The sequence below is a fragment of the Microbacterium sp. Bi128 genome (genome assembly GCF_918698205.1).
This window is the reverse complement of record NZ_CAKKMM010000866.1, coordinates 1-2,166: the sequence shown is the minus strand read 5'-3', so window position 1 is coordinate 2,166 and position 2,166 is coordinate 1. Positions and strand designations below refer to the sequence as shown.

At 70.2% G+C, this 2,166-nt stretch carries 2 protein-coding genes; one reads left to right on the top strand and one right to left on the bottom strand.

Annotated features, from left to right (window positions below; translation table 11 throughout):
• The coding region (locus tag LQV45_RS27370; RefSeq protein WP_230009952.1) for a quinone-dependent dihydroorotate dehydrogenase at nucleotides 1–810 on the bottom strand (810 nt) is incomplete at its 3' end.
• 187 nt (nucleotides 811–997) lie between these two features.
• Here LQV45_RS27370 and LQV45_RS27365 point away from each other — a divergent pair.
• Nucleotides 998–2,166, top strand: a 1,169-nt coding sequence (locus LQV45_RS27365) for an FAD-binding dehydrogenase (protein WP_230009949.1), incomplete at its 3' end; no start/stop codon positions are given.

Genomic DNA, 2,166 nt, shown 5'->3' with positions numbered 1-2,166 from the left:
GTCGGGGCTGGAGGCGAGCCCGGTGCGGGCGATCGTGGTGTTGGTGGCGATGATGCCGTCCAGCTTCAGGTCAAGCGCCAGGCGCGCGACGTCGTCGATGTCCTCATCACTGAGGTCGGGCGCGATCTTGACCAGGAGGGGAACGTGGCGGCCGGCGGCCTTGTCCGCCTCCTCCCCCACTGCGGCCAGCAGCGGACGCAGGGTCTCCACGTCCTGCAGCAGCCGAAGCCCGGGGGTGTTGGGCGAGCTGACGTTCACCACGAGATAATCCGCTGCGGGGGCCAGGCTGCGCGCGCTGATCAGGTAATCGGACACCGCATCCTCGAGCCCGACCACCTTGCTCTTGCCGATGTTCACCCCGATCACGGGCCGGACGCCGGGGTGCTGGCGCTGCAGGGCGGCGCGGGCGGACTTCAGGCGCGGGGCCACCGCCGCGGCGCCGTCGTTGTTGAATCCCATGCGGTTAATGACGGCCCTGTCCTCCACGAGGCGGAACAGCCGCGGCGCCGGGTTCCCGGGCTGGGCCTGGCCGGTGATGGTGCCGACCTCCACATGGCCGAAGCCGAGCTCCGCCAGCGCCTCGATGCCGTGGCCTTCCTTGTCGAAGCCGGCCGCAAGGCCGAACGGGGACGGGAAGGTCAGGCCAAACGCCTGGGTCTGCAGCGACGCCGCGGGGGCGGTGAACTTCTGCAGCAACCGCCCGGCACCGCAGCTGTGGGCGAGGCGGATGGCCTTGAACCCGATCTTATGGGCGCGTTCGGCGTCCATCCATGAGAAGGCCAGCCGGAAAAATGTGGGATATACGCGCATGCCTCTAGTTTTCCGGTTCGGGCCGCGCAGACCAAACCAGCGCGCGCGCCGGCACGGTTGTGACTGCGGTTGTGACTGCGGTTGTGACTGCCGTTGTGACTGCCCGTTGTGACTGCGGTTGTGACTGCGGCGCCCCGCGCCCCGGGCCCGGCGGCGGAAGTGCTCCGACGCGAGTTAGCATGAAGCCATGACCAGCAATGAGGGTGTCGGAACGGGCGGCCGTGGGGCTTCGGGTCGCGGGATCGAGGCCGACGTTGTGGTGGTCGGCGCCGGCCTGGCAGGGCTCGTGGCCGCGGCCCAGGCCTATGCGGCCGGCCGCCGGGTGGCGGTGCTCGATCAGGAACCCGAGGCCTCCGTCGGCGGCCAGGCGCACTGGTCTTTCGGCGGCCTCTTCATGGTCAACACTCCGGAACAGCGGCGGCTCGGGGTGCGGGACAGCGAAGATCTGGCCCTCGCCGACTGGCATGCGTCCGCGGGATTCGACCGGCCGCAGGACGCCCTGGCGAAGGAGTGGGCGGCGGCGTACGTGAACTTCGCCGCCGGTGAGAAGCGTGCCTGGCTCGCCTCGCTGGGCGTCGGGCTGTTTCCCCTGGTGCAGTGGGCCGAACGCGGCGGCTACGGCCCGGACGGCCACGGCAACACTGTCCCGCGCTTCCATGTCGCGTGGGGCACGGGACCTGCGCTGGTGGCCCCCTTCCTTGCCAAACTGCGCGAAGGCGAAGCCGCCGGCCGCGTGTCCTTCCATTTCCGCCACCGCGCCACCGGGCTCGTGAAAACTGCGGGCCGGGTGAGCGGCGTGCGCGGCGAACTGCTCGAAGCCAGTGGCGCAGGCCGGGGCGAAAGCTCTTCCCGACGCCCGGACGGTACTTTCGAGGCTGCGGCCGCGGCCGTGGTGGTGACAAGCGGCGGCATCGGCGGCAACCACGATGTGGTCCGCAAGCAATGGCCGGGCGGCGCGGCGCCGGAGCGGATGTTGAGTGGCGTTCCGGCATCCGTGGACGGGGACTTCCTCCCGGCCGTGGGCCGCGCCGGCGGACACCTCATCAACGGGGACCGGATGTGGCATTACCCGGAGGGTATCCACAACCATGCCCCGGTCTGGCCGCGGCACGGCATCCGGATCCTGCCCGGACCGTCGGCCCTGTGGCTGGACGCGACGGGGCGGATGCTCCCGCCTCCCCTGTTTCCGGGTTTCGATTCGCTCGGCGCCCTGCGCCACATCCTGGCCACGGGACATGCCCATTCATGGTTCGTCTTGAACCGCAGCATCGCGCTGAAGGAGTTCGCGCTGTCAGGATCCGAGCAGAACCCGGATCTCACGGGCAAGGACGTCCGTCGGCTGGTCTCACGGCTGAA